The organism is Stenotrophomonas sp. TWI1151 (assembly GCF_039673135.1).
In the GTDB taxonomy this organism is placed as follows: Bacteria; Pseudomonadota; Gammaproteobacteria; order Xanthomonadales; family Xanthomonadaceae; genus Stenotrophomonas.
Genome location: NZ_JBDJLA010000011.1, coordinates 98,989 through 124,038, shown reverse-complemented (window position 1 = coordinate 124,038; position 25,050 = coordinate 98,989). Strand labels below are relative to the sequence as shown.

At 67.7% G+C, this 25,050-nt stretch carries 22 protein-coding genes; 11 read left to right on the top strand and 11 right to left on the bottom strand.

Features of this window, described 5'->3' with window-relative positions; translation table 11 throughout:
• The first annotated feature begins 70 nt into the window (after positions 1 to 70).
• Genes ABE422_RS13940 through ABE422_RS13930 form a run of 3 tightly spaced genes read left to right on the top strand, consistent with a single transcriptional unit; the run spans position 71 to position 4,187 of the window.
• The gene (locus ABE422_RS13940; RefSeq protein ID WP_346483170.1) at positions 71 to 1,612 is read left to right on the top strand and encodes an MFS transporter; all 1,542 of its coding nucleotides are present in this window, start codon (positions 71 to 73) and stop codon (positions 1,610 to 1,612) included.
• Positions 1,613 to 1,629: 17 nt separating this feature from the next.
• A complete protein-coding gene (locus ABE422_RS13935) occupies positions 1,630 to 2,685 on the top strand; it encodes an HlyD family secretion protein (RefSeq protein WP_346483169.1) in 1,056 nt (351 codons plus the stop codon).
• A complete protein-coding gene (locus ABE422_RS13930; RefSeq protein ID WP_346481994.1) occupies positions 2,685 to 4,187 on the top strand; it encodes an efflux transporter outer membrane subunit in 1,503 nt (500 codons plus the stop codon). Before ABE422_RS13935 ends, ABE422_RS13930 begins: the two co-directional genes overlap by 1 nt.
• On the opposite strand, the gene ABE422_RS13925 is transcribed toward ABE422_RS13930, so the two are convergent.
• The 5 genes from ABE422_RS13925 to ABE422_RS13905 form a co-directional block, all read right to left on the bottom strand.
• Positions 4,160 to 4,498 (bottom strand): hypothetical protein, encoded by a 339-nt coding sequence (locus tag ABE422_RS13925; protein WP_346483168.1) that lies wholly within the window; start codon positions 4,496 to 4,498, stop codon positions 4,160 to 4,162. The two genes, ABE422_RS13930 and ABE422_RS13925, sit on opposite strands and share 28 nt — an antisense overlap.
• Before the next feature lie 112 nt (positions 4,499 to 4,610).
• The gene (locus tag ABE422_RS13920) at positions 4,611 to 5,555 is read right to left on the bottom strand and encodes a DegV family protein (protein WP_313219619.1); all 945 of its coding nucleotides are present in this window, start codon (positions 5,553 to 5,555) and stop codon (positions 4,611 to 4,613) included.
• A gap of 89 nt (positions 5,556 to 5,644) precedes the next feature.
• Positions 5,645 to 6,277: a DsbA family protein gene (locus tag ABE422_RS13915; protein WP_346483183.1), complete on the bottom strand. Its 633-nt coding sequence runs from the start codon at positions 6,275 to 6,277 to the stop codon at positions 5,645 to 5,647.
• A gap of 73 nt (positions 6,278 to 6,350) precedes the next feature.
• On the bottom strand, positions 6,351 to 7,613 hold the full coding sequence (locus tag ABE422_RS13910) for an amidohydrolase family protein (protein WP_346483182.1): 1,263 nt from the start codon (positions 7,611 to 7,613) through the stop codon (positions 6,351 to 6,353).
• Between the two features lie 14 nt (positions 7,614 to 7,627).
• A complete protein-coding gene (locus ABE422_RS13905) occupies positions 7,628 to 9,034 on the bottom strand; it encodes an amidohydrolase (RefSeq protein ID WP_346483167.1) in 1,407 nt (468 codons plus the stop codon).
• Positions 9,035 to 9,287: 253 nt separating this feature from the next.
• Here ABE422_RS13905 and ABE422_RS13900 point away from each other — a divergent pair, with 253 nt between their 5' ends.
• The 4 genes from ABE422_RS13900 (at position 9,288) to ABE422_RS13885 (ending at position 14,676) form a co-directional block, all read left to right on the top strand.
• A complete protein-coding gene (locus ABE422_RS13900; protein WP_346483166.1) occupies positions 9,288 to 12,704 on the top strand; it encodes an autotransporter domain-containing protein in 3,417 nt (1,138 codons plus the stop codon).
• Positions 12,705 to 12,864: 160 nt separating this feature from the next.
• The gene (locus ABE422_RS13895) at positions 12,865 to 13,239 is read left to right on the top strand and encodes a hypothetical protein (RefSeq protein ID WP_313219621.1); all 375 of its coding nucleotides are present in this window, start codon (positions 12,865 to 12,867) and stop codon (positions 13,237 to 13,239) included.
• Positions 13,240 to 13,307: 68 nt separating this feature from the next.
• A complete protein-coding gene (locus ABE422_RS13890) occupies positions 13,308 to 14,084 on the top strand; it encodes an AMP nucleosidase (RefSeq protein WP_088432404.1) in 777 nt (258 codons plus the stop codon).
• Positions 14,085 to 14,136: 52 nt separating this feature from the next.
• On the top strand, positions 14,137 to 14,676 hold the full coding sequence (locus ABE422_RS13885) for a DUF924 family protein (protein ID WP_346466068.1): 540 nt from the start codon (positions 14,137 to 14,139) through the stop codon (positions 14,674 to 14,676).
• A gap of 82 nt (positions 14,677 to 14,758) precedes the next feature.
• Here ABE422_RS13885 and grxD read toward each other — a convergent pair whose 3' ends face one another.
• A complete protein-coding gene (gene grxD / locus ABE422_RS13880; RefSeq protein WP_121039705.1) occupies positions 14,759 to 15,685 on the bottom strand; it encodes a Grx4 family monothiol glutaredoxin in 927 nt (308 codons plus the stop codon).
• A 58-nt stretch (positions 15,686 to 15,743) separates the two neighbouring features.
• Here grxD and ABE422_RS13875 point away from each other — a divergent pair, with 58 nt between their 5' ends.
• The gene (locus ABE422_RS13875; RefSeq protein WP_346483165.1) at positions 15,744 to 16,520 is read left to right on the top strand and encodes a polysaccharide deacetylase family protein; all 777 of its coding nucleotides are present in this window, start codon (positions 15,744 to 15,746) and stop codon (positions 16,518 to 16,520) included.
• Between the two features lie 32 nt (positions 16,521 to 16,552).
• Here the strand turns inward: ABE422_RS13875 and ABE422_RS13870 are convergent, their stop codons facing one another.
• The 5 genes from ABE422_RS13870 to ABE422_RS13850 all read right to left on the bottom strand — a co-directional run bounded on the left by ABE422_RS13870 (position 16,553) and on the right by ABE422_RS13850 (position 19,940).
• Complete coding sequence (locus ABE422_RS13870; protein ID WP_313209129.1) at positions 16,553 to 16,876, bottom strand: hypothetical protein; 324 nt, start codon at positions 16,874 to 16,876, stop codon at positions 16,553 to 16,555.
• Positions 16,877 to 16,910: 34 nt separating this feature from the next.
• Positions 16,911 to 17,276, bottom strand: coding sequence for a hypothetical protein (locus ABE422_RS13865; protein ID WP_313219624.1), 366 nt, complete (start codon positions 17,274 to 17,276; stop codon positions 16,911 to 16,913).
• A gap of 68 nt (positions 17,277 to 17,344) precedes the next feature.
• The gene (locus ABE422_RS13860) at positions 17,345 to 18,028 is read right to left on the bottom strand and encodes a class I SAM-dependent methyltransferase (protein ID WP_346483181.1); all 684 of its coding nucleotides are present in this window, start codon (positions 18,026 to 18,028) and stop codon (positions 17,345 to 17,347) included.
• Positions 18,029 to 18,045: 17 nt separating this feature from the next.
• Complete coding sequence (locus ABE422_RS13855; protein WP_313209131.1) at positions 18,046 to 18,666, bottom strand: GDSL-type esterase/lipase family protein; 621 nt, start codon at positions 18,664 to 18,666, stop codon at positions 18,046 to 18,048.
• The gene (locus ABE422_RS13850; protein ID WP_313209132.1) at positions 18,666 to 19,940 is read right to left on the bottom strand and encodes a pyridoxal phosphate-dependent aminotransferase; all 1,275 of its coding nucleotides are present in this window, start codon (positions 19,938 to 19,940) and stop codon (positions 18,666 to 18,668) included. The genes ABE422_RS13855 and ABE422_RS13850 overlap by 1 nt, the downstream gene beginning before the upstream one ends.
• A gap of 175 nt (positions 19,941 to 20,115) precedes the next feature.
• Here ABE422_RS13850 and rsgA point away from each other — a divergent pair, with 175 nt between their 5' ends.
• From rsgA to ABE422_RS13835, 3 genes are all read left to right on the top strand, one after another.
• Complete coding sequence (gene rsgA / locus ABE422_RS13845) at positions 20,116 to 21,222, top strand: ribosome small subunit-dependent GTPase A (protein ID WP_265308967.1); 1,107 nt, start codon at positions 20,116 to 20,118, stop codon at positions 21,220 to 21,222.
• 19 nt (positions 21,223 to 21,241) lie between these two features.
• The gene (locus ABE422_RS13840) at positions 21,242 to 22,495 is read left to right on the top strand and encodes a flavohemoglobin expression-modulating QEGLA motif protein (RefSeq protein ID WP_259259171.1); all 1,254 of its coding nucleotides are present in this window, start codon (positions 21,242 to 21,244) and stop codon (positions 22,493 to 22,495) included.
• Positions 22,496 to 22,672: 177 nt separating this feature from the next.
• Positions 22,673 to 24,970 carry a TonB-dependent receptor gene (locus ABE422_RS13835; protein WP_313219626.1) on the top strand — a complete coding sequence of 766 codons (2,298 nt, stop codon included), beginning with the start codon at positions 22,673 to 22,675 and terminating at the stop codon, positions 24,968 to 24,970.
• The last annotated feature ends 80 nt before the right edge of the window (positions 24,971 to 25,050 follow it).

Below are 25,050 nucleotides of genomic sequence, written 5' to 3'. Positions count from 1 at the left end.
GCTCCCCGTCGTGGAGTGGACCCATGTCCGTGTTGTTCCCGCTGCATCCCCCGTACCCGGGGGGTGTTCGATGACTGCTGTTGCCGCCCCGTTGCCGGCAGCAACTGCCGTGCCGGCTGCACCGCCCGCGCAGGCGGTGTTCGGCCTGCGTCTGGCCGTGGGCCTGTGCGGCGTGCTGCTGGCTGTGCTGATCTCGGGTATCAACGAAAACGTCACCAAGGTCGCGCTGGCCGACATCCGGGGCGCGATGGGGTTCAGTGTCGATGACGGCAGCTGGATCATCGCGCTGTACACGGCGATGTCGGTCAGCGCGATGGCGTTTGCGCCGTGGTGCGCGGTGACCTTCTCACTGCGTCGCTTCGCACTGGTGATGATCGGCGCCTTCATGGTGCTGGGCGTGCTGTGTCCGTTCGCACCGGATCTGCCCTCGTTCCTGATCCTGCGCGCGCTGCAGGGGCTGGCGGGCGGCGCGCTGCCACCGCTGCTGATGAGCGTGGCGCTGCGCTTCCTGCCGCCGGGCATCAAGTTGTACGGCCTGGCCGGCTATGCGCTGACGGCCACGTTCGGGCCGAGCCTGGGCACACCGATGGCCGCGCTGTGGGTGGACTACGTGGGGTGGCACTGGGCGTTCTGGCAGATCGTGCCGTGGTGTGTGGCCGCGCTGGGCATGGTGGCATGGGGCCTGCCGCAGGACCCGCTGCGGCTGGAGCGTTTCGCGCAGTTCAACGGGGTCGGCCTGGCGCTCGGCTTCCCGGCGCTGGTGATGCTGGTCATCGGCCTGGTGCAGGGGCCGCGCCTGGACTGGTTCGCCTCGCCGCTGATCTGCCTGCTGCTCGGCGGTGGCACCGGCCTGTTGGCGCTGTTCTTCTACAACGAATGGTCACACCCGCTGCCGTTCTTCAAGCTGCAGCTGCTGGCCAACCGCAATCTGAGCTACGCGCTGATCACCCTCGGTGGCGTGCTGTTCGTGCTGCTGGCGGTGATCATGATTCCCTCCAGCTTCCTGGCCAAGGTGCAGGGCTACCGGCCGCTGCAGACCGCGCCGATGCTGCTGTGGGTCGCGTTGCCGCAACTGATCGCGCTGCCGCTGGTAGCGACCCTGCTCAACCAGCGCCGGGTGGACAGCCGCTGGGTGCAGGCGATCGGCCTGGGCCTGCTGGCGTTGGCCTGTGGCCTGGGCGCGCAGCTGACCACCGATTGGCACCGCGACAACTTCGTGTGGCTGCAGGTGATCCAGGTCATCGCCCAGCCGATGGCGGTGCTGCCGCTGCTGATGCTCGCCACCGGCAGCCTGGCGCCGACCGATGGCCCCTTCGCTTCAGCATGGTTCAACACCGTCAAAGGCTTCGCCGCGGTCCTCGCCGGTGGCCTGCTCGAGGCGGTCACCACCGCGCGCAGCCATCTGCACTCGACCGCGCTGGTCGACCGGATCGGCAACGCACCCTGGTTTGACGCGGGCGCCGCACCCGGGCTGGGCGCGCGTCTGCATGCGCAGGTCGTGGCGCTGACCTCGGCCGATCTCTATCTCCTCGTCGCGTGGGTGGCGGTGGCGCTGATCGCGCTGATTCCGTGGCTGCCCACACGCATGTATCCGCCACGTGCCGTGGCTTGAATTCAAGGAACTCCCCTGTGTCCCTGCATCGCAACTCCGTTCCCTTCGTCATCGCTGCCGGCCTGCTGCTGCTCGCCGGCGGCGCCGGGTGGCTGCTGCACGATGGCCGCCATCAATCCACCAACAACGCCTATGTCACCGCGGACTTCACCGTGGTCGCGCCGAAGATCGCTGGCTTCGTCAGCGAGGTCCGCGTGCGGGACAACCAGACGGTCAAGGCCGGCGATGTGCTCGCGCGCATCGATGATCGCGACTATCAGGTCGCGCTGGCGGCCGCGCGTGCCGATCTCGCCAATGCACGGGCGCAACTGGCCAATGCGCAGGCCGCGTTGGCGCAGCAGGGTTCGGTAATCGATCAGGCCCAGGCCAGTGTGGATGTCAGTCGCGCCGAGCTCAGTCTCGCCCAGGCCGATCAACGCCGCTATCAAGCGCTGGCCAGCGACGGTGCCGGCACCGTGCAGAACGCACAGCAGGCGCAGTCGCGCCAGGCGGTGGCCAGTGCGCATCTGCAACAGGGCACCGCGGCCGTGGTCAATGCACGCCAGCGCACTGCGCTGCTGACCGCCAGCGTGCAGTCCGCGCAGGCCGCCGTGCAGCGGGCCGACGCCGCACAGGCCCGTGCCGAACTGGATCTGTCGCATACCGAGCTGCGCGCGCCCATCGATGGCATGGTTGGCCGCCGCGCAGTGCGCGTGGGGGCTTACCTTACCCCGGGCACGCCGGTGCTCGCGGTGGTGCCGCTGCAGCAGGCATTCGTCGTCGCCAACTTCCAGGAAACGCAGATGACGCGCATGCACGCCGGACAGCGCGTAGACGTGCAGGTGGATGTGTTCCCCGGCCAGTCGCTGCACGGCCGGATCGACAGCATCGCCCCGGCAACCGGGGTGACCTTCGCCGCGATCGCGCCGGAGAACGCGACCGGCAACTTCACCAAGGTGGTGCAGCGGATACCCGTGAAGATCGTGCTCGACGAAGGCCAGCCGCTGGCCGGCAAGCTGCGCGCCGGCATGTCGGTGGAGGCGCGCGTGGATCTGGACAGCGGCGGGCGTGGGCTGCCGGGGGAGGGCGCATGATGCGCCGGCAGACGGTGCGCCTGATGGCAGGCAGCGCGCTGTGCACCGCACTGGCGGCCTGCACCCTCGGCCCGGACTTCGTGCGGCCCCAGGCAAGCCTGCCCGCGCAGTGGGAGGGTGGCGTGATCACCTCGGCGGCCTTCGCTGATGACGCGGCGTGGTGGAACGGCTTCGAGGATCCGCTGCTGGTGGCGCTGGCGAGCCAGGCCATGCGCGCCAATCTGGATGTGCAGCTGGCGGCCAACCGCGTCGCGCAGAGCCGCGCGCTGCGCCGGAGCAGCGCCGCCGACCGCGTCCCGGCCGTCGGCGCGACGGTCGGCGCCACCCGTGCGCGCAACAGCGAAGTGGGTTTGAACGATCCGTCCGGCAATGCCGGACGGGAGGACTATGGGCTGTTCCAGGCCGGTATCGGCCTGAGCTGGGAGCTGGATCTCTGGGGCCGTGTGCGCCGCCAGGTGGAGATCGCCGATGCCCGCGTGCAGATCGCCAACGAAGACTGGCACGCGGTGCAGACCGCGGTGATGGCCGAAGCCGCCGGTACCTATCTGCAGCTGCGCGCGACGCGTCAGTTGCTGGCGATCACCGAGGACAACCTGCACATCGCGCGCGACGTGCAGCGGCTGACCCTTTCCCGCCAGCAGCAGGGCGTAGCGACCACCTTGCAGGTGGCCAGTGCGGCCGCGCAGGTGGCAGCGCTGGAGGCGCGGGTGGCACCGCTGCAGCATCGGCAATCGCACCTGCGCAATGCGCTGGCCCTGTTGCTGGCGCGCTCCCCGCAGGCGCTGGACGCACAGCTGGAAAACGCGCGGCGCGATTGGCCGGCGTTGCCCGGCATGGCGGCCGGGCTACCCAGCGACCTGGTCGAGCGCCGCCCGGACATCCGCCGCGCCGAAGCGGCCCTGCATGCGGCGACGGCTGGCATCGGTGTGGCCAAGGCCAACTTCCTGCCGCGCATCACCCTCAATGGCGATGCCGGCTTCCAGGCCAAACAGCTCGACGACCTGGACGGCTGGAACGCCCATCGTTTCAGCATCGGTCCGGCGATCAGTCTGCCGATCTTCCAGGGCGGCAGGTTGAAAGCGAACCTCGCTCTCAGCCGGCTGCAGGAACGCCAAGCTGCGCTGCAGTTCCAGAAGACGGTGCTGCAGGCGTGGCACGACGTGGACGATGCGATAGACGGGTACAGCGCGGAGCAGCGACGCGGGCAGGCGCTGCAGGTGGCGGTGGAGGAAAGTGATCGTGCCTTGATGGCTGCGCGTCGTCAGTACCAGGCCGGGGTGATCGATATGCTCGACGTGCTGACCACCCAGCGCATCGCGCTGGACAACCAGGCAGCGCTGGCTGACAGCCAGGCGGCGGCTGCGATCGCACGGGTGGATCTGTATCGCGCGCTGGGTGGCGGCTGGCGCGATGTGGGGGTAGGCGTGACCCGCGCTGGCAGCGCGTCGGCTGCCAGCGGGCCGGGCAACATGGCTCAACGCACGTTGCGCAGTTCCCAGTGACTGCCGGCCAGCATGCGCAGGCGCTGCTTGAACACGTCGCTGTCGATGCTGGTGGTGGCGCAGAGGTTGATGCGCAGATCATCCTGCGCGCCGGTCACGGTGGCGGCCGGATCGGTCGCGCCCCACTGCGGGTCGACCGCGTCGGGATCGTCCTGTTTGGCGCGCCAGCGGTCGAACAGCACCGGGGTGCGCAGGGCATTCTGAAGTTCTTCGGCCAACCCTGCCGCGCCCTGGGCGTGGAAGGACAGGTCCGGATCGTTGCCGCGCGCCTTGGCCGGGTCCGGCAGGCTGATGTCATAAGTTACTGGCATGGTTACCTCCATTGAATGCGGCAAGGCTGGCAGAGACGCGGTGCAATCCGCGTGCAGAACCCGCGGCCGTGCCCGGATCGTGGCATGGCCGCGGCGATGCTGACCAGTGCGGTCAGCCGTTGAAGGTGTGGGGGCCGTCGGCAAACCCGATCGTCACCGCGCCCTTGCCCACGTTGACCATGCCGGTCAGGCTCATCACCGCCTCGAACACATCCACGCCATGCGCCTGGCAGGTCTCACGCAACATGGCGTAGCCGGGCAGGGCCTGCAGGTCGGCCAGCTCGCCGCCGTAGCTGATGCACACGGTTGGCGTCATCAGGCCGCCCTTGACCCGCTGGCCGACGAAATCGAACAGCTTCTTCACCGCATTGTCGAAGCCCTTGATCTTGGCCACCGGCCCGGTCTCGCCGCGGTAGCCATGCAGCACCGGCTTGATGTCCAGCGCGCTGCCCAGCGCGGCGCTGATCAGGCCCACGCTGCGGTCGCCCTTATGGCGTGCACGGGCGCGCATGTAGTACAGATCGCGGGTGATCATGTAGCCGTGCACGTTGTTGGCCAGCAGCTCCAGCCGCTCGCGGATCTGCTGCACGCTCGCGCCACTGTCGCGCAGGCGCACCGCTTCCACCGCGGTCACGCCCTGTGCGGCGAACAGGTTCTGGGTATCGAGCACGCGCAGCGCGAACGGTGAGTTGAACCCTGCCGCCTGCCGTACCGGCTTGTAGTCGTTGAGGATCGCGAAGCTCGCCTGCATCGCGTTGTCGTGGATCGGGCTGCGGGTCTTGGTGATCGTCATGCAGAACACATGGTCGTAGTCGATCACCAGCTTGCCCAGGAACAGGTCCCGGATCTGGTTGACGCTGAACGGAATGGTCTCCGCCTCGGCGCCGTGCTCGGCCACATGGGCATGCAGAAAGCTCAGTGTCGCCTGTTCGTCGCGATGGTCGGCCAGCACGGCCTCGCCAATGCGGACGGTGATCGGCAGCAGCACGATGTTGTGTTGTTCAATGAAATCCTGCGGCAGATCGCACGCAGAGTCGACCACGATTCCGATGCGCATCCTGTGCCCCTCCGGCAGGTTGTAGGTTCGGAAACGTGAACGCTATCTCAAAACGGCTCGCCTTGCCTGACCGGGGAGCCGGCCCGGGCTCAGCGGCTGCGTTCCACCGCCACCGGCAGATCCTTGATCCGGGCCCACTCCCCCTGCTCAAGCAGGCGCGGGTCGGCCAGCACCGCCTGCATCAGCGGGTGGGCGTCGTTGCCCCAGAACAGTTCGCTGCCGATCGCCAGCGTCGGCACGCCGAACACCCCCGCGGCCAGCGCGGCATCCGTGTTGCGCCGCAGTTCCTCTTTGACCGACGGTGCGCCGATCGCCGCGGCGACATCGGCGATGTCCAGCATCGCGCTGGGCAGGGCGAGCGCGGCCGCACTGTCGCCGGCGTGGCCGTCGCGCCAGATCCAGTTGAACAGGAGGTCGACCGTCTCGTGGGTGGCCCCGGCGGACAGGCACAGGCGCAGGGCGGCCAGCGGATTGAATGGGTGGCCCGGTGGAAAACGCAGTGTCACCCCGGCGCTGCGGGCCTGCCACAGCGCCTGCCGATAGGTGAACAGTCGTTTGGCGGGGATCTCGGCAGGGCCCAGATTGCCCAGGTGGTGCAGCACCGCGCCGAAGGCGATCGGCACCGGCACAATGCTCTTGAACTGCGGCAGGGCCTTGAGCTGCTGCCAGTGCAGGTAGGCGAACGGTGAGACGAAATCGAAATACCAGCGCAGGGCCATGATCGGATGCTCACGTTGCGGGACGGTAGTGCCGCCGAACGCAGGGCCGCCGCAGGCAGCGGCCCTGTGCAGGGACTCAGCGCGAGTATGCGCGCGGTTCGCTCGACGCCGGCGCCTGGTAGCGGTCGCGCAGCTCGGTCTGGCGCGACCGCATCGGCATCGCGCGACCGCCCAGCCAGACCTGCTCGGCGTAATGCCCGACATCCAGCGGATCGCCTTCCCACAGCACCAGATCGGCCAGCTTGCCCGGCTCGATGGTGCCAAGCCGGTCGCCGACGCCCAGCGCCTGGGCCGGCACCCGGGTCAGGCCCGCCAGGCCATCATCCCAGGGCAACCCGTTGGCGACGGCATTGCCGGCCAGCTGGCGCATCTTGCGCGCGTTGTGCGAGGCATCGTCGCGCTGGGCGAAGCTGACCGGCACGCCGGCCGCCTTCAGTCGCGCGGCGTTCTGCAGGGTCGCACCGAGCTGGTCGAAGCTGCTCGGCAGGTTGCCCAGCCCATCCACGAACACCGGCACGCCGGCCTGGGCCAGCTGCGGGGCCAGGCGCCACGCCTCGGCACCGCCGGCGATGGCGATCTTGACCTTCTCACGGGCGGCCCAGCGCAGCAGCTGGCGGATGTCGGCGGCGCGGTCGACCTGCACCACGATCCGCCCCTGGCCGGCGAGGTAGCGCCCCAGCGTGGCGCGCCCGGCCGGTGTCAGCAGCGCATGCGGAGAGTCCGCCGGCACGCGCCCACGTGCCTCGCTGACCATCTGTTCCAGCAGCATCCACTGGGCGGCACGCGAGGTGCCGGTCAGCTCCGCACCGGACGCGCCGAGGCGGATGAACAGCGCCTGCGGGCCGACCGCGTCAGCGCTGCCGTCCAGCCGCATCACGCCGCCCTGGCCGGCGATGAAGCCGCCGCCGGTGTTCGCCCCGAGCAGCGTGAAGCCGATGCCATCCAGCCGCGCGACCGGGATCAGCACCGAATCCGGATTGAAGGCCAGGGTGACATCGAATTCCGGACGCAGCGGCTGGTCGTCCAGTTTCAGCGTGCTGTCCACCGTGGCTGACTCGCCGGAGACTTCTTCGATGCCGATATCGGTGATGCCGCCGAACAGCGCCGGGGTCAGTGGCTTGCCCGCCGCCTCGACCACGGCCACGCCGGCCGGCGCCGACAGGCCCGGACCGACGGCGCGGATCACGCCGCCCTGGACCAGCACGTCGCTGTGCTCCAGGCTGCCGCGCGCGGCGGCGGTATGCACGGTGGCATTGCGGATCAGCAGATCCTGCGCGAACACGGATGTCGCCACGCAGGTACCCGCAAGCAACAGCAGTGCGCGTGGCAGCAGGCGCATCGGGACGCGGCGGCTCATGGGCGTGCCTCCTGGCCGAGCATGAAGTCCGACAGCGGCTGCCGCCTCACGTCCTGGCGGTCATAGACCTGGTGGCCATCCACGTAGACTTTCTCGGCCAGCGCATAGGAGCTGAAAGGACTGCCGTTCCACACCACCACATCGCCCATCTTGCCGGCCTCCAGGCTGCCGGTCTGCGTCTCCACGCCGAGCGAGCGCGCTGCGTTGGAGGTCAGCCACATCATGGCCCGCTCCGGGGCGATCTCGATGCCGGCACGACGTGCGTTGGCGATCACCTTGGCCGCCTCCTGGTTCAAGCGCTGGATGCCCTCGGGCGAATCGGAGTGCACGATCGCGCAGCTGTTGGCGGGGCGGTCGACCAGGGCGATGTTCTCCTGGATGCCATCGAAGGCTTCCATCTTGAAGCCCCACCAGTCGGCCCACAGCGCACCGCACACGCCTTCCTCGGCGAGCCGGTCGGCCAGCTTGTAGGCCTCCACCGCATGATGGAAGGCGGCGATCTTGAAGCCGAACTCCTTGGAGAGATCCAGCATCGTGGCCATCTCATCGGCGCGGTAGCAGTGGATGTGCACGCGGATGTCGCCCTGGATGGCGCCGGCCAGCGTATCCAGCTTAAGATCGCGCTTGCCGCCACTGTCGCCGGCACTGTCGCCCTTGTCGTCACCGCTGAACCAGCGCTTCTTTTTCGGCTGTTTCGGGGTGTTCTTGGCGATGTATTCGCTGGCATCGATGAAGGCCGCGCGGTAACCGGCGACATTGCCCATGCGCGTGCCCGGCGCCGTGCCCTTGCCGCCGTAGACGCGCTTGGGGTTCTCGCCGCAGGCCATCTTCAGGCCCCACGGCGCGCCGGGGAACTTCATGGCCTGGTAGGTCGTTGCGGGCACGTTCTTCAACGTGACCCCGCGGCCGCCGACCAGATTGGCCGAACCGGGCAGCACCTGCATCGAGGTCACGCCACCGGCCAGTGCCGCGGCAAAGCCGGGATCCTGCGGCCATACCGAGTGCTCGGCCCAGACATTGGCAGTGACCGGTGCGGTCATCTCGTTACCGTCGCTGTGCGCACTGACGCCCGGGCTGGGATACACGCCCAGGTGCGAGTGCACATCGATGATGCCGGGGGTCACCCACTTGCCCTGGCCGTCGACACGCACCGCATCGGCCGGGGCTGTGAGGCCGGTACCCACCGCCGCGATGCGGCCGTCGCGCAGCAGCACATCGGCGTTGTCCAGGCGCACGCCGGTGCCGGTGAGCACGGTGGCATTGCTGATCAACACCGGGGCCGAGGCGATCGGCGCATAGGTACTGGGGTAGGGATCCTGGAGGAAGCGCGACGCGGCGGGCGCCGGCGCGGACACGATCGACATCAACGCCAGGCCAACGCCGACGCTCAACAACTTCTGCATGGTTCTCCCCAAGCCGCATGGACACAATTCTTCGACGCTATCCGGGACGCGGGTCGTTTGCCAAGTGACCTTCTGCATAGTTTTAGCAAATGAGACCTAGCACTGATATGAGAAACAATTGTGAACTTTTCATGAATTTTTCGGGTAGGCTCAAAGCGGCGGCGAGGACCGATGCGCGCCCGTCGCAAGAGAGTCGCAGTGCATCCAGTTCCAGATTCCAACACTCGAACCAGATCAAGGAAGTTCTCAGTACATGACCGTGAATTCACTGTCCCGCGCGACGTTCCGTCGCCCTTCGCCGTCCCTGCTGGCCTCGGCCATCATCGGCACCCTGCTTTCCGCCAGCGCCGTTCCGGCGCTGGCCGCTCCTACCAGCGATGCCCTGCAGCGTTATCAGCAGCAGCGCGCCGAGCAGTCCGCCGCATTCGGCCGTGATCTGCAGACCGCCTCGCTGGCGGCGGCGTTTGCCGCGCCGACCGCCTCCATTGGCCAGGCCGGTTACCTCACCAGCCCGCGCGTCAGCGCCGAGGCGGCCAACCCCATCCTCGGCAAGCCGGGTGATGTGGAAAGCTGGCACAGCGATGAGTTCAATGCCGACTGGGGTCTGGCCGCAATGGGGGCTGATTACGCGTATGCGCGCGGCCTTACCGGTCAGGGTGTGCGCCTGGGCGTGTTCGATTCGGGCTCTGCCCTTGCCCACGACGAATTCGCCGGACGCAACACGTCCAGCATCTCCATCGGCAACGGCGGCTGCGCCGACCCGAGCATCGTGGCGGGCGAAGGTGCCTGCGGCAGCACCCGGGGCGACCAGCCCGGGTATAACTACTACGGTCTGGGGCCGGGTGTGCCGCCTGCGCTTGCTGATCGCCTGATCGCGGCAGGCCAGCCGTACGGCTTCAGCTACGCCGACCATGGCACGCACGTGTTGGGCACCGTCGGCGCCAACCGCGATGGCAACGGGATGCATGGCGTGGCCTTTGGCTCCAACCTGACCGCTGCCCGCGTCTTTGGCGACACGTATTACGAGTGGCGCCTGGATCCTGACAACTTCTACCGGCCGCGCGCGTTGTATCGCACGGATCCGGACGATGCCGCCACACTGGACATGTATGCCCAGGCAGACGCGCAGGGCGTGCGCGCGCTCAATCACAGCTGGGGCATCTCGACCCGCCATGCCACGGTGGAGAGCCTGGATGCGCAGTACGCTGCGATCGGCGCGGACTACGGCGTCTACGGCAGCATCTATGGTGAAACGGAGGGTGCACCGGGTTCCAAGCTGATCCAGGTGTGGTCGGCAGGCAACTCTGCTGGCGGCATGGCTGGCATCACGGCGGCATTGCCGCGCTGGAACCCGGAGATCGAGCCGTACTGGCTGGCCGTCGCGAATGTCCGTCTCCCCACCGCAGGTGAGACGGACTACGTCATTGATGCCAGTTCCAGCATCTGTGGTGCTTCGGCCAACTGGTGCCTGTCCGCACCGGGCACCAACATCGCCAGCACGATCGTGGCCGGCGAGATCAACGGTCGCATGGAGCTGACCGAGGATTACCTGCGTTTTCTCATCGAAAGCGAAAGCCCTGAGTACACCTACGGCTACAAGACCGGCACATCGATGGCGGCACCGCACATCACCGGTGCGCTCGGTCTGCTGATGGAGCGCTTCCCGTACCTCGACAACGCACAGGTGCGCGATGTGTTGTTGACCACGGCACGCGACCTGGGCGCCCCCGGCGTCGATGCGATCTACGGCTGGGGCATGGTCGATCTGAAGACCGCCATCGAAGGCTACGGCCTGCTGCGCGTGGACACCGACGTGGTCATGAACCAGAAAGCCGGTGGCCTGAAGGTCTGGGAAGGCGATGCGTGGGACGACTGGACCAATGACATCGGCGGCCCGGGCAAGCTGACCAAGTCCGGTATCGGCTGGCTGCGCCTGAGCGGTGACAACAGCTTCAACGGCGCCATCGTGCGCGACGGCGTGCTGGAACTGGACGGTGCGAATGCACTGACCGCTTCGGTCGATGTACAGGGCGGCCAGCTCCTGCTCAACGGCAGCCTGGTCTCCACCACGCTCAACAGCCTTGGCGGTACCAGCCTGATCACCAGCACGGGTGTGCTGGATGGCTCGGCGCTGAACGTGACCGGCGGCGTGGTGTCGTTCAACGGCGTGCAGCAGGGCGGCTCGACCGTGGTCGGCGCCAAGGGCACGCTGAAGGGCGTCGGCACGCTGGGCAGCACCCGCGTGGAAGGCATCATCGCCCCGGGCAACTCGATCGGCACGCTGACCATCAACGGCGATTACGTGCAGACCGCCACCGGCATCTACCAGGCCGAGCTGGCCCCGGGCAGCCGCAGCGATCTGCTGCGCGTCACCGGTACGGCCACGCTGGATGGCACCCTGAAGGCACTGCCGGAAGCCGGCGTGTACTACCTCGGTGAGCAGTTCAACTTCCTGCAGGCTGCCGGTGGCATCAACGGTCAGTTCGCCACGACCGACTTCTCGGCCTTCTCGCCGTTCCTGAAGTTCAGCCTGGGCTACAGCGCCAATGGGCTGCGCATCGACGTCGCCCGCGGCAACGCGCTGGCCAGCGCTGCGGTCACGCCGAACCAGATCGCCGTGGCCACCAGCGCCGATGGCCTGGCCATCAACCAGGGCCTGCCCAAGCCGCTGACCCAGCTGTTCCCGGCCCAGGTCGGTGCGGCACTGGACGCGCTGAGTGGTGAACTCCACGCCGCCACGCCGATGGCGCTGGTGGAAAGCAGCCGTTACCTGCGTGATGCGGCGCTGAGCCGTGCCGTGGGTGTGCGTTCGCCGGGGGCCGCGGATGAGGCGGCCGGTGGCGGCGCGTGGGTGCAGGCGATCGGTGGCAGCGGCAAGCTCGACGGCGATGCCAATGCCGCGCGCACCGATTCCAACAGCAATGGTCTGCTGGTCGGTGCCGATCATGTGTTCGGCGGCGGTTGGCAGGTCGGTGGGCTGGTTGGTACCGGCCGGACCGACATCAAGCAGGCCGCGGGTCGCGGCGCCCGGTCGGAGATCGACAACACCCACTTCGGTGCCTACGTGGGCAATCAGTGGGGGGCGTTCGGTCTGCGCGCCGGTCTGGGTTATTCCCGCCATGACGTGGACAGCAAGCGTCAGCTGACGTTTGCCGGCTACCAGGACGCGCTGTCGGCCACGTACGACGCCACCACCCGCCAGGGCTTCATCGAGGGCGCATACCGCTTCGGTGGTCGCGAAGGTGGCCTGGAGCCGTACCTGCAGTTCGCGCGCATTGAGGTGGACGTGGACGGCATCACCGAGCAGGGCGGTGCTGCGGCACTGCACGGCCAGGTCGCCGACACCCGCACCAACGTGGCGACCGCCGGTGTTCGGTTCGACAAGGGCCTGAAGACCTCGTGGCAGCAGGAAAGCTGGCTGCACGTGCGCGGTGGCGTCGGTTACCGCCGTGCCTCCGGCGACCGCAGCCAGGTCGCCGATCTGGCCTGGACCGGCGGCAGCAGCTTCGCGGTCAGCGGTGCGGCGATTGCCGACAACGCCGTGGTCGCCGAGCTGGGCCTGTCGGCCTGGTTGAGCCCGCGCAACCAGCTGGAGCTGGGCTACAACGGCACCTTCGGTGACGACGCCCGCGACCGCAGCGTCACCGCGCGCTGGTCCGTGCAGTTCTGATCCAGCGGTACTGGTAAACGGGAAAAGGCGGCCATTGGCCGCCTTTTTCTTGCCTGCGGCCGTGAGGTCGCGATCGCCACTTGCCCCGTGATCATCCAGCGTGGGAGGGTCAGACAGGCGGGGGCCGTCCGTGCCACTCTGCATTCACAAGGAAGTGTCGATGAACGTCACCGAAGGCTTCGATCGCAAGCACGCCACGCATTACCACCGGTTGCTTGTCCTGCTGGCGTTCGCGTCCGGCCTCATGCTGGTGGCTGGATTCTTCGAGCAGTCGCCCAGCGCGCTGCCCAAAGAAGCGCGCATCCTCCTCGCAGCACTCTCCCTGCTGACGGCCACCGCCAGCTACCTGGTGATCAAACAGATCCAGTACGCCTTTCCGTTTGTCGGCATATCGTCCATCGCCTTTGCCGCCTCGCTCTGGGCGTTCGGTGCGCCAACGGCCCTCGTCCTGCTGCTGGCCATACCGGCTGCCCTCCTTTCGCTGGTCTCCCTTGTCCTCAAGGGCAGGGCCGATGGGATCGACCACCGGGAGTAAGCGGCCACGCTCGACGCCGCGCGGCCGGTCTCGCAGAATTGTCGCCTGTCGTTTGTCGGAACAGCCCCATGAAAACCAAACAGGACATCGTCGAAAACTGGCTGCCGCGTTACACCGGCGTGCCGTTGGAGCAGTTTGGCCAGCACATCCTGCTGACCAACTTCGGTGGCTACCTGCACACCTTTTCCCAGCTGACCGGTGCCCCCATCCAAGGCGCGGACCGGCCGATGGCCAGCGTCACCAGCGACGACATCACCCTGATCAACTTCGGCATGGGCAGCCCGAACGCGGCCATCATCATGGACCTGCTGTCGGCGGTGATGCCCAAGGCGGTGCTGTTCCTGGGCAAGTGCGGTGGGCTCAAGCGCAAGAACCAGCTGGGGGATCTGATCCTGCCGATCGCCGCGATCCGCGGCGAGGGCACCTCCAGCGACTACCTGCCGCCGGAAGTCCCGGCCCTGCCGGCTTTTGCCCTGCAGCGCGCGGTCTCGACCATGGTCCGCGACCTCGGCCACGACTACTGGACCGGCACCGTCTACACCACCAACCGCCGGGTCTGGGAGCACGACGAGGCCTTCAAGGAAAAGCTGCGGGTGATGCGCTGCATGGCCATCGACATGGAGACGGCGACCCTGTTCGCGGCCGGTTTTGCGAACCACATCCCGATCGGGGCCTTGCTGTTGGTGTCCGACCAGCCGATGATTCCCGACGGCGTGAAGACCGAGGTCTCCGACGCCAAGGTCAGCTCACAGTTCGTCGAGAACCATATCCAGATCGGTATCGAGGCGCTTAAGCTGATACGGCGCAACGGCAAGTCGGTCCGCCACCTGCGTTTTGACGAGTAACGGCAATGGAACGGATGGACGTCTTGGGGCGTGCCATCCACAGGGGTAGTGAATGGACGTGGCGGCACAAGTAGTGGAGTTCTGGCGCGACGCCGGACCGCAGCAGTGGTTCGCGCGCGATGACGCGTTCGATGCGCGGTTTCGCCAGCAATTCCAGGAAGAACATTTTGCCGCCGCCCGCCGCGCGCGCGAGCATTGGTTGAGCAGCGCAGAAGGCGCGCTGGCGCTGATGATCCTGCTCGACCAGTTCCCGCGCAATTGCTTCCGCGATACGGCGCACGCCTACGCCACCGATGGCCTGGCGCGCCATTACGCCATGCGTGCGGTGGAAGAGGGCCTGGATCTGCAACTGGTGCCCAAACTGCGGGCCTTCATCTACCTCCCGTTCGAGCACTCCGAGGATCCGCAGGACCAGGAACGTTCGGTGGCGATGTTCGATGCGCTGGGCGACAAGGAATACCTGCAGTTCGCCGAACTGCATCGCGACATCATCCGCCGCTTCGGGCGCTTCCCGCACCGCAATGCGGTGCTGGGGAGGATGCCGACGCCGGAAGAGCTGGATTATCTGGCCGAGGGTGGGTTTGCGGGTTGACCGGTGGAAGGACGCCACCGGCGCCACGAACAAAAAAACGCCGGCAATGCCGGCGTTTTTCTTACCCGCAACGTGCTGAAGATCAGTACTTCGGCACGCCGTTGTCCACCTCGTTCGACCAGGCGTCGATACCGCCGGTGATGTTGGACACCTTGGTGAAGCCCAGGGCACGGAACTGCTCGGCGGCCTGCGCGCTGCGGCCACCGTGGTGGCACAGGAAGGCCAGCGCGGTGTCCTTGGGCAGGGCTTCCAGGCGGGCGCGGTTGTCACCGTCGAAGGTTTCGAACGGGGCGTTGATCGCCGCGATCGCACGCTCGTCGGCCGGACGCACGTCGACCACGGTGATGCTGCCGGCGCGGAGCTGGTCATCAGCGTCGCGCACACTCAGTTCCTGAACGGCCTTGGGCGCGTTCGGGTTGTCGATCGCCAGGCCCTTGCCGCGGATGTCGTCCACCCAGTCGATGGTGATGCCTTCGGCGCGGCGGGCGCTGGCCAGATCGAACTGCACGCGCAGGCCGTTGGACTCGGCGGCGATCGCGTTGTCGTCGTGCGGGGCGAGCTGGAAGTTCGGCTGGAAGCGCGCGTCGATGCCCAGCTGCAGCGAGGCACCCGGGGAATCGGCCAGCGCGCCACGCAGCATTTCCACGGCGGCCGGGGTCACGGTGATGCGCGGCGGGGTGCGGTCGGGGGCGGCAAGGCCGAGCACACTGCTCAGCTCACCGTTGCCGGCCATCTGCAGGATGATGTCGCTGCCACCGATCAGCTCGCCGTCGATGTACAGCTGCGGAATGGTCGGCCACTCGCCATAGGCTTTGATGCCTTCGCGGATGTCGGCGTCGGCGAGCACGTTGACGTGGTCGAACTCCACCCCGAGGTCCTGCAGGGCGCCGACGGCTTTGGCCGAGAAACCGCACTGCGGCATGCTCGGCTGACCCTTCATGAACAGCACGACGCGGTTGGCGTTGAGAATGGATTCGATGCGCGAGCGCAGGGCGGGATCAAGGGACATGACGGTCAGGGTCCGGATATGCGAACCGCCTATTCTACGCGGCATGGCATCATGGGGCATGACCGTACCGGAAACGTTGTATCGCATTCCCCGGCGCCCGTGGCGCTGGGTGCCGTGGCTGGTGCTGTCACAGCTGCTGGTGGTGCTGGTCTGGGCCGCCTGGGGCTGGCGCTACGGCCTGCCGCTGATGGTGGCCACGCATGCCCTGTTCATGGTGCCGGTCTTCCTCCCCAACAGCCGCTTCTACGCCCCCGTGCTCAGCCGCCTGCCCGGGGATGCCCGCAAGGTCTGGCTGACCATCGATGATGGCCCGTCGGCGGAAACCCCGGCGGTGCTCGATCTGCTGGACCGCTACGAGGCCAGGGCGACCTTTTTCCTGGTTGGTGAACGCGCGCAGGCGCAGCCGGACCTGGTCCGCGCGATGCTGGCCCGGGGGCACAGCCTGGGCAACCACAGCCACCGCCACCCGCAGACGCGTTTCTGGCGGCTGGGGCGACAGGCCATGGCCGCGGAGATCGCGCAATGCCAGCAGGCCCTCACCGCGATCGCCGGCACGCCACCGCGCTGGTACCGCTCGGTGGTCGGGATGACCAATCCATTCGTGGCCCCCGCGTTGAAGCAGTGGCAGCTGACCCGGGTGGGCTGGAGCGCGCGCGGTTTCGACGGGGTGGAGTGCACGCCCGATCAGGTGGTCGACCGGATCACCCGTGATCTGGTGCCGGGCAGCATCGTGCTGCTGCACGAGGGCGCCGCACATGGCCACAACCTGGCCATCATCGAGGCGGTGCTGCAGGCGGTGCAGGCACGTGGCCTGCACGCCGGGCTGCCGGACTGAGGCCGAGGGCTACGCCGGCGGGAGTGCGGGGATCAGCTCAGGGAGCCGATGATCATCAGCAGCACCACACCGAGGATGCTGCCGATCGAGATCACCAGGCCGAGGATCGCGAACACGCGGCGGCGGTCTGCCTGCACTGCACCGGCAACGCCCAGGCCAAAGGCCACCAGCTGCATCAGGGCCGTGCACATCAAGCCGAGGCCGACCAGGATCGCCGACATCGAGGTCTCCTCCATGCCGCCGGGCGTGGTGGTCTCGATGATGCCGGCGATGACGATCAGGCCCAGCATCAACACGGCACCGCACAGGGCGGTAATGAACGCGGCAATACCCATGCCGGAATGAGGGGTGTGCATCAGGGCTCCTTGTCGATGCGGTGAAACGGAGGAATCAGGGGGCGAGGGGCTGCGCGGCCGCGGCGTCTGTTGGCGGATGCGAGGCGTGCCACTGGTCGCGGATCCAACCGCCAAGCGACAGCTGTGCGATCAGCAGACCCAGCGTCACCAGCAGCGCGATGATGCCGAACAGGCGGCGCCGGCGCGGCTGCAGCACGCTGCCCAGGCCGAGCAGCAGGGCCAGGATGGCCAGGCCGACACTGCTGCCGAGCAGCGCCGCCAGCGACCACGGCAGCTCGCGCATGGCCGCGTGTTCGGGCGCATGCGCGTAATGCATGCTCAGCAGCAGCATCACCAGGCCACAGGCGCTGACGATCAGCGCGGCGATGCCAAGCGCGGAATGTCGGGTCTGTCGGGGCATGGGCGGCTCCTTGCCGGAAGGGGGGCGGGAGTATGCGCGTGTGCGGCCCGCGGCGCGAGCCACGGCGACTACGCAGCGAGCGGACGATCGCCGACGATCAGCCAGTTGTTGAACGGGGTATTGCCGTACAGCGGTGTCATCCGCAGCTGCAGCCCGGCGGTTTCCAACGGAGTGCGCAGGCTCCCGGCATCGGGATAGTGGCGTGGACGCGTGCCCATCCAGCCCACCAGGTGCGCGAGCATGTCGGTGATCCGCGTGGTCCGGTCGCGGCCACTGTGGTCAGCCAACGTGGTGCGGATCACCAGCCGCGCCCCGGGTGCCACGCGCGCGGCGGCATCGTGCAGCAGTTGAGTCTGCGCGGGTGCGGGCAGGTACTGCAGCACGTCGAGCAACGCGACGTTGCCGAGGTGGGCGGGCAGGGCCGCGCTGGCGTCCATGCAGGTGAACCGTGCATCCGGCAGCGCGGCCCGGGCACCGGCCTGCTCGGCGCGGGCGACCTTGCCAGCGTCGATGTCCACACCGTGATACGGAAGTGTACTGCCCTGCTGGCGCAGCACGTGCGCCAGCAGCCCCAGGCCGCAGCCGATATCCAGCAACGGCGCCACAGGCGCATCGTTCAACGCCGCGAGCACGCCGGGATACAGCGGATCACTGCCGAGCTTGCCGCGGCTGTAGTAATAATCGCGGCGATTGCCGAACCGCTGCGGCGGCAGGAACGCCGTGGCGATCCGGCGGGCCTGCTCCCTGGCCAGCGGCAGCGTGGCCTCGCTCAGCGGGTCGGCTCCGCCCACAGCACGCGCGTGACTTCGAAGGCGCGCTGGTGCCACAGCGTGTACATCGCGGCGGACGGATGCAGACCATCCTCGGCCAGCATGACGCGCTCGCCGCCCAGCTGGCGGCTCAGGTCGGTGATGTCGACAAAGGCCACGTCATGTTCGGCGCAGATGGCCGCAGCGGCAGCGTTGTAGGCATCCAGTTCCTGCCCGATCTGCACGCGGTCGCGGCCGGATGCCACGGCATAGGGGGTCACGCCCCAGTCCGGGATCGAGAGCACCAGCACGCGCGGTGCACGCTCGCCGGCGAAGGCGAGCGCGCGCTGCAACAGCGCGGTGAAGCGCGGGCGGTACTCGTCCACGCTGCGTCCACGGTATTGATCATTGACCCCGATCAGCAGGCTTACCAGCGCGAACGGACCCTGCGGTGCGTCGGCATCGATGCCGGCCTCAAGCTCGTCGGTGGTCCAGCCGGTGGTGGCAATGATCGTTGGATCGTCCACGTCCACGCCGATATCGCGCAGGGCGGCGGCCAACTGCGTCGGCCAGCGCCCGGACGGCTCGACGCCTTCGCCGATCGTGTAGGAATCGCCCAGCGCCAGGTACGGCCGGCCCATCAGGCCACCGCGCTGCGCGGCTTGAGCGGGACCACCTTGGTGTTGGCCTCGGCACGGCGTGCCAGGGCGCGGTCGATGCGCGCGAACACATCGCGCATCACCTCCGGCTCGGGCAGCAGGGTCACGCGGAAGTGGTGGCGGTAAGGCACGTTGAAGCTCGAGCCCGGGACCACCAGTACGCCTTCTTCGTTCATCAGTTCCAGCGCGAAATCATGGTCGTCGAAGCTGCGTGCCGCCGCACCGACCACCGCCGGGAACGCGTACAGCGCGCCGGCCGGGGCCACCAGCGACAGATGCTCGCTGGCGTTGCAGGCTTCGATCACCGCGCGGCGGGTTTCATACAGACGGCCACCCGGCGCGCACAGCGGCGAGATGGTGTCCGGCCCGTTGACCGCGGCATCGATGGCGTACTGGCCCGGCACGTTGGCGCACAGGCGCAGCGCGCTGAGCAGGTCCATCGCCGCACGGAACTCGCCCAGCCGCTCGGCCGCGCCGGACAGCATCGCCCAGCCCACGCGCCAGCCGCAGGCGCGATGCACCTTGCTCAAGCCGCTGAAGGTGATGCAAGGGTGCTCGCCGGCCAGCGGCGCGACGGCATGGAACTGCGCGTCGTCATACAGGATCTGGTCGTAGATCTCATCGACCATCAACAGCAGGTTGTGCTTGGCGGCGATGGCCACGATGCGCTCCAGCAGATCGCGCGAGTAGCTGGCGCCGCTGGGATTGTTCGGGTTGATCAGCACGATCGCGCGGGTGCGCGAGGACACCAGCGCCTCGATCTCGACCGGGTCGGGCTGGAAGCCGTTCTCCGGTGCGCAGCGGTAATACACCGGGCGGCCATCGTTGAGGATGGTCGCGGCCGACCACAGCGGGTAATCCGGCGAGGGCACCAGCACTTCGTCGCCCGGGTTGAGCAGGGCGCGCAGCGACAGGTCGATCAGCTCGCTGACGCCATTGCCGATGAACACCCGATCCGGGTGCGCATCGGGTGCGCCGCGACGGGCGTAGGCGGCGGCGATGGCTTCGCGCGCCTCCGGCAGGCCCTGCTGGTGGGTGTACGGGTCGGTGCGGCCCATGTCATCGGCGATCGCGCGCTGCAGGTGCTCAGGCGCGCGGAACCCGAAGTTGCCCGGGTTGCCGATGTTGAGCTTGATCAGCTTGCGGCCCTGGGCCTCCAGCTCCCGCGCTCGTCGCGCCAGTTCGCCCCGGATCTCGTAGCGGACTTCGGACAGGCGCTCGCGGGTGGCGAGCGGCTTCAGCGGGGGCGTGGACATGAACGGGCCGTCATTCAGGCATGGAAACCGCATGGTAGCGGAATTGTTGCGTTGCAGGGCAAGCGTTTCCGGCCCAACGCCTAGCCCTGCAAGGCAGTTGCAGATGAAAGGATTTCCACCCGTCCACGCCTGCGCCGCTCCGCCGCGGCAACGCCTGGTCGCCACACCCATTAGAATGGGCACGATGAGCGAACCCACTGATTACCTTGCCCTGCAGACCATTGGCTGGCCCTGGCCGGGCGGCCCGGAGCTGCCGGACTGGCAGGCCCTGTTCGAGCAGTTCCCGCAGGCGCGCCCGGGCCGGGTGATCGAGCAGCATCGCACCGGCTACATCGTCTCCGATGCGCCCGAAGCGGCGATCAAGACCGAATCCCCGCCGGAATGGCAGCGCCCACGCTTCCCCAGCCACGAGCGCGCGGCGGTAGGCGACTGGGTGCTGCTGGAGGGCATCAAGATCGTGGCCCTGCTGCCGCGGCGCACCGCGATCAAGCGCGGCGCGGCCGGCGAGCATTACCACCAGCAGGTGATCGCGGCCAACATCGATACGGTGTTCATCGTCTGCGGGCTGGATGCGGACTTCAATCCGCGCCGGATCGAGCGCTACCTGCTGCTGGTCGGCGGGGGCGGTGCACAGCCGGTGGTGGTGCTGACCAAGGCCGACCAGACCGAGTACAGCCAGGACGCCCTGGACGTGCTGGAAGAACTGGCAGCGCAGAATATTCCGCTGCTGGCGATCAACGGCAAAGACCCGGCCAGCGCCTCGGCCCTGTTGCCGTGGCTCGCCGCTGGCCAGACCGTGGTACTGGTCGGCTCCTCCGGTGCTGGCAAGTCGACCCTGACCAATACGCTGCTCGGCCACGAGCGCATGAAGACCGCCGATGTGCGCGTCAACGACTCGCGCGGCCGCCACACCACCACCCACCGCGCACTGATTCCGCTGCCGGCCGGCGCCTGCCTGATCGACACCCCTGGCATGCGCGAGCTGAAGCCGACCGGTGAAGAGGCCCTGAGCGAAGGCGGCTTCTCCGACGTGGAAGCCCTGTCGGCGCAATGCCGTTTCCGCGACTGCGCCCACCAGCGTGAGCCGGGCTGTGCGATCCGCGCGGCCATCGATGACGGCACGCTGGATGAAGAGCGCCTGCTCAACTACTTCAAGCTGAAAGAAGAAGTGGCTGCCGCCGCGGCCAAGCTGGCCGTGCGCCAGGCGCAGCAGGCCATCGAGCGCAAGCACGTGGGCAAGGGCGCGCAGTGGCGGCCGGGCGGAAAGGGCGGCCGACGATAGCTTTTGCTACTGTCCGTCCATGGACACGCCAATGACCGTGGATCGTGACGTCGCCCACCACACCGCGCTCGATGCCCAACTGGTCGAGGCGGTGGGCGGGATCAAACTGCTGGGGCTGACCAGCTGGCCGGCCGCGCTGCAGGCGCCGTTCCTGGCCAGCGTCGCCCGCGGGCAGCCGGTGCTCCCGCAGGTCGACTACCCCAAGCTCGATTTCACCGATACCCGCCACCGGCTGGCCGCGATCAGCGCGCAATGCGATCCCGACCATCCCATCGGCCTGTACGTGCAGCGCTCGGCGCACAGCTGGGACCAGGCTGCCGGCCTGCTGGAATCGCTGGGCACCGCCGAGGTGGATCGTTACTCGGTGGAACTGTTCGGCGCGCCCGAGCAACCGCTGCCCGGCAACGGCCCCAGCACCCGCGACGCCGCCCGCCACTTCATCCAGATCGCGCAGGAACTGGACCACGAGCTGCTTGCGCCCGAAGAACAGGTGCCGGTCTCGGCCACCGCGCTGCAACTGCAGTTGCAGAGTGATCTGGATGCCTTCTTCGAATCGCGGATCATCAGCGTCCAGCTCGATCCGGACCTGATCTCCAAGGCGGCCGCCGGCCCGAACCGGATCCGCCTGCGCACCAGTGCGCGTTTCAGCGCCTACGACCGTGCGCAGTTGTTCCATCACGAGGCGCTGGTGCATTCCTTGACCGCGCTCAACGGCCGCGAGCAGCCGCACCTGCCCAGCCTGGCGCTGTCCTCGCCGCGGGTCACCGCGACCCAGGAAGGACTGGCGACCTTTGCCGAGCAGATCACCGGCAGCATCGACATCGAGCGCCTCAAGCGCATCAGCCTGCGCACCGAAGCCATTGCCATGGCGCGCGAAGGAGCCGATTTCATCCAGGTGTTCCGCTACTTCTGCGAGGCCGGCCAGAACAACGAAGAGAGCTTCGCCTCCGCCCAGCGCGTGTTCCGCGGCGTGCCCCCGAGCGGTGGCGCGGCCTTCACCAAGGACACGGTGTACCTGCGCGGGCTGGTCTCGGTGCACACCTTCTTCCGCCACATGCTGGCCGAAGACCGCCTGCAGGTCTGCCGCTGGCTGTTTGCCGGCAAGATGTCGCTGACCGATGCGATCGCCTTCGCACCGCTGTTCGAAGAGGGCATCCTGCGCCCGCCGCGCTGGTTGCCGCATTGGGTCAGTCGCGCGAACGGATTGGCCGGCATGCTTGCGTTCTCCTTGTTCGCCAATCGCATCCGCATGGATCAGCTCGCCCCCGAGTAGTGCCGGCCGCTGGCCGGCAAGCTCGCGCGCCTTCCACAGGCACCCAGTGCGTCAATGAGCACTGCATCGCAATTCATCTGCGATGCGCTGAACCGTAAACATCCTTTCATCTTCCGCTCGCATGCTGGTCATGCACCTGCATTGCGCAGGTCATCTTCCCCCATGTAACGGACGACCATGCTTACCCGACCCCTGACGATCGCGGTGGCGCTCGCGCTGTGCGCCGCCCATGCCAACGCCAACGCTGCCGATGTAGACGCCACCGCCGCTGCCAACGTCGCGCTCAGTGCGCAGACCCTGGACACCGTTTCGGTGATCGGCCAGGGCGAGACCCGCCAGGTGCAGCGCATCACGGCCGTGGACAAGGAAGTACTGCCGCCTGGCACCAGCGGCCAGAAGATCCTCGATCGCCTGCCGGGCGTCTCGGTACAGTCCAACGATGCCTTCGGTGCCAACGAAGAATCGCAGACGATCAGCCTGCGCGGCTTCGACAAGAGCCGCCTGGGCTACACGCTGGATGGCATTCCGCTGGGCGACAACAGCTACGGCAACTACAACGGCCTGAGCATCGCCCGTGCGCTGATCGCCGAGAATCTCGCCGGTGCGGAACTGTCGCAGGGCATCGGCTCGCTGGGCGTCGCCTCGACCAGCAACCTCGGCGGCACCATCCAGTACTTCTCGCAGGACCCGTCCACCGAGTTCGGCGGCAAGGCCAGCGTCACCGTCGGCGATGACAACCAGCGCCGCGGCTACCTGCGCGTGGACACCGGCGACATCAATGGCTTCTCGGCTTATGTGTCCGGCGTGCATCAGGATTCGGACATGTGGGCCGAACCGAACCAGAACCAGACCACCCGCCAGTTCAACGCCAAGGCGGTCTGGAACGTGGGTGACAACCGCTTCGGTGCCTTCGCTGCCACCTCGCGCGTGAGCCAGGCCAACTACGCCTACCTGTCCAAGAGCATGCTCGCACGTGGCCTCGGCTGGGACTGGAACATCTACGCACCGGACTGGGATCGCGCGGTCGCCGCCGCGTACTGCGCACCGGGCACCTACAACGCGCAGAAGTGTGCGTTCACCGGTGGCGTCAACAGCATCGATGACGCGTACTACCAGAGCCGCGCGCTGCGCGACGACAACCTGTACTCGCTGGATGCCGACCTCGCGCTGGGCGACAGCGCCCGCCTGAAGCTGCTTGGCTACCACCATGAGAACCGTGGCCAGGGCCACTGGTGGGCACCGGGCCAGCCGTCCAACCCCGGCACCCCGGAGATGTTGCCGATCTCCATCCGCAGCACCAACTACACCATCAACCGCCAGGGCATCACCGCCGCGCTGAGCTGGCAGTGGGGCATCCATTCGCTGGAAGCAGGGCTGTGGTATGAGCGCAACGACCACAACGTCGAGCGCAATTTCTACTACATCACCGGTCCGTTCCTGGATGACGGCTACCTCAACCACCCCGACCGCCGCCTGTTCGATCAGGACTTCGACATCCGCACGCGCCAGTTCTACGTGCAGGACCGCATGCGCTTCCTGGACGACCGCCTGACCGTGGATGTGGGCATCAAGAGCCCGAACACCCGCATGACGGCCAACGCGAAGCCGGGCACGGAAGCCAGCTACGCCTCCGGCACGCTGACCGCCAAGGAATCGGTACTGCCGCAGGCCGGCATCGGCTTCAAGCTGAGCCCGAACCAGGAAGTGTTCGCCTCGTACTCGGAGAACATCGCCGCCTTCGTCGGTGGCGGCAGCGGCGGCCCGCTGCAGGTCTCGCCGGAATCCTTCGCGGCCAGCGCCGGGCTGGAACCAGAGAAGTCCAAGACGCTGGAAGCCGGCTTCCGCACCTTCGGCGAAAAGTACCAGGCCTCCATCGCGGCCTATCACGTGACCTTCGACAACCGCCTGCTCTCGCTCAATCCCTGCACCAGTATTGAAGTCGGCACGCGCCCGGAGTGCATCACGCGCTTCATCAACGTGGGTTCGGTGAAGAGCCGCGGTGCGGAACTGACCTTCATCCTCAAGCCGATGGACGGCCTGCAGTGGTACAACGCGCTCTCGTGGAACAAGACCACCTACGAGGACAACTACACCTCGGGCGGTGCGATCGTGCCGGTGGCCGGCAAGATCACGGTGGACACGCCCGAGCGCATGGCCTCCAGTGAGATCAGCTGGAACCGCGATGGTTTCTTCGCCAGCCTGCGCGCGAAGTACACAGGCAAGCGTTACTACACCTACACCAATGACCAGTCGGTGCCCGGGGTGACGACGTTCGATGCGGGCATGGGGTATTCGTTCGGGCCGGGCATGGGCCTGCGCGATATCAAGGTGTCGCTCAACGCGACCAACCTGACCAACAAGCGCTACGCCGGCCAGCTCAGTTCGTTCGCCCCCACCGATCCGACGGGTACCCGCTATGCGATCCACGCCAGTGCGCCGCGTCAGCTGTTCATGACGGTCGCTGCGGAGTTCTGACCAACGCGGGCACCGCCAACCGTCCATCGCGGTAGCCACCGACCGTTGGTCGGTGGTGCCGGTCGTGCCGGCCGCGGGCC